Raw genomic sequence first — 2128 nt, forward strand, 5'->3', positions numbered from 1 at the left:
CAGCAGGTCCCCGCACAAAGTCAAAACCGCGGCCCCGGCAACTCAACGGGTGATGGTTTTAACAGACAGAAAACCAGAAAGAGGAGAAAGCTGGATGAGCACACAAAACGTCAACGAAAAACCCTCCACCAAAGAAAGCACAACCCTCCGGACTGACGGTTTTGTGCGCAACATTCATTCCCGAAACCCGTTCGATGTTATCCGCGCCGATGTAGTGCTTGAACGTATCGAGAAAAAGGCTGGTCGGAGCTGCGGTATGCATTACGAGCTGTATCAGGCCCATCTGCTGGGTGGTGCGCTGGATTATCTGGATGCGCTGCCGTTGAAAGACCGTCCGGTGTTAATGGGCGCTGCGGCAAAGCGCGGCTATCTGCTGACGCTAGCCGAAGAGGAACGCGCGCTGGAAGCACGGGATGTACTGATGAGTGAACTGGCGGCAAACGACTGCTGAGAAATAAACACGGATGGCGGCGTATCGCTGCCATCCCTTAAAGACCAGAGGTAACGCAAAATGAAAGTATACGGCCATCAACACTCATCAGAGGCTTTCTTTCGGGAAACTTCCCCATCCTGTTTTGAACCAAAAGCGGAAAAGGTGATCGCTTTTCATGGAAAGGATGCCAGTTACGCCTATAACGTGCTGGCCGATCTGAAAGCCGCAGGTGCTTCATATACGCGCCGGAATATCATCGCCGATATGTTCCGCCGTCTGGGTGTGAAATGAGGTCTGGGCAATGGAACACGTGAAAGGAAAAATCCAGCAGGGGGCAGGGAACGCCTATTTTGCAGGGATGCAGTGGCGCGGTATTACACTTGGACACGCCGATGCTGCAGCGCTTAATCAGTTTGATATCGATATCAGCAAAGCTCAGGCACCCGAAGCACGCACCTGGTTGCTTCAGAACAAAGCAGAATTCATCGCTCTGATCCTGGGCATTGAAGTCGTAAAGGTCGGGTAGTGAGAAGCCAGCTAACTTAGCTCTTGAGCTAAGTTAGCTTTTGAGCTAATGTGTGCACATACGGACCAGAGATTACATTCATGTTCACAGTCATCTTTCATGATGAGGCTGAAAAAGAGTTTACGGCTCTGCCTGCTGCCATTCGTGCAAAAATGGCCAGGCTACTCATGAAGCTGGAAGCAAACCCTCGCCAGCTACGCGAGCCAGATACCAAGCCGCTTGGAAACGGCCTTTTCGAAATACGTACAATGGGGGCAGATATCGCCCGCGGAATCTGGGTATATCAGAGTGGTGAACGTATTTTTCTACTTCGGATCTTTATCAAAAAATCGCCAAAAACGCCCCCGGCAGAAATAGATCAGGCACTTCGCAGACTGGAGGAAATGCAGAATGAAATATAAAACCCTTAGCCAGGTTCATACCGAAGCAATGAACGATCATGAGTACAGCGCGGCATTCGAGGCAGAAGAAGCCTCGGAGCTACTTCGGGAAACCTTAGCAACATGGAGAAAAGAAGCGGGTTTGACGTCGGCACAGGTTGCAGAACGTATGGGCATCAAAGCGCCTACTATCTCACGTATGGAGAAGAACGCTTCGCGAATGAGTATTCAGACGCTGGTTCGGTACGCCAGAGCCTGCGGTGTTAACTTTAAAATTCAGCAGGTTTGAATGATTAGCGATGCCAATAAAGCGGTGAATGACCTGGCGAGTATTGTCCCTCTGCTGGGTGGCAGTTCGTCCCGCAAAGATTACGAAGAGGCACGTAAACTCGTTGAATATCTTCTGGAACATGATCCGGACAGCCCGCTGGTTGATATGCTGACTGCCCGCATCGATGCCTGGGAAGATAACGCGGTGGAATTTGAAGAATTTAATACGCGCATCGAAGCTGGTAAAAACGGTGTATCGTTGCTGCGGGTTCTTATGCAGCAACGCGGTTTTTCACAGTCCGATTTTGAAAACGAGATAGGCAACAAATCACTCGTCAGCCGGATCCTCAGTGGTGAACGCAGTCTGACCCTCGATCACATGCGGGCGCTGGCAAATCGATTTCAAATCCCGGTCTCGATGTTTGTTGACTGATTCGGGAACAGAGCAGGCGAAGGGGGCATCGGTCCCCGTCTGGCCGCGCCTCGAAAGACCGCGCGCCTGCGGCGCCGGGAAAACCG

6 protein-coding genes are annotated in these 2128 nt (G+C 51.5%); all 6 read left to right on the top strand.

What is annotated here, in order from left to right; translation table 11 throughout:
* Nucleotides 1-94: 94 nt before the first annotated feature.
* The 6 genes from RRF55_RS27030 (at nucleotide 95) to RRF55_RS27055 (ending at nucleotide 2042) form a co-directional block, all read left to right on the top strand.
* Nucleotides 95-451 carry a hypothetical protein gene (locus tag RRF55_RS27030; RefSeq protein WP_004152717.1) on the top strand — a complete coding sequence of 119 codons (357 nt, stop codon included), beginning with the start codon at nucleotides 95-97 and terminating at the stop codon, nucleotides 449-451.
* Between the two features lie 60 nt (nucleotides 452-511).
* Nucleotides 512-724: a hypothetical protein gene (locus RRF55_RS27035; protein WP_004152718.1), complete on the top strand. Its 213-nt coding sequence runs from the start codon at nucleotides 512-514 to the stop codon at nucleotides 722-724.
* 10 nt (nucleotides 725-734) lie between these two features.
* Nucleotides 735-959: a hypothetical protein gene (locus RRF55_RS27040; protein ID WP_004152719.1), complete on the top strand. Its 225-nt coding sequence runs from the start codon at nucleotides 735-737 to the stop codon at nucleotides 957-959.
* Nucleotides 960-1039: 80 nt separating this feature from the next.
* Entirely contained in the window at nucleotides 1040-1360 is a 321-nt protein-coding gene (locus tag RRF55_RS27045) for a type II toxin-antitoxin system RelE/ParE family toxin (RefSeq protein WP_004152720.1), read from the top strand.
* Complete coding sequence (locus RRF55_RS27050; RefSeq protein WP_004152721.1) at nucleotides 1350-1628, top strand: helix-turn-helix domain-containing protein; 279 nt, start codon at nucleotides 1350-1352, stop codon at nucleotides 1626-1628. The genes RRF55_RS27045 and RRF55_RS27050 overlap by 11 nt, the downstream gene beginning before the upstream one ends.
* Entirely contained in the window at nucleotides 1629-2042 is a 414-nt protein-coding gene (locus tag RRF55_RS27055; RefSeq protein ID WP_023287139.1) for a helix-turn-helix domain-containing protein, read from the top strand. It abuts the gene before it with no gap.
* Nucleotides 2043-2128: the final 86 nt, after the last annotated feature.

This window comes from Klebsiella sp. K47, assembly GCF_051858335.1.
GTDB lineage: Bacteria > Pseudomonadota > Gammaproteobacteria > Enterobacterales > Enterobacteriaceae > Klebsiella > Klebsiella pneumoniae.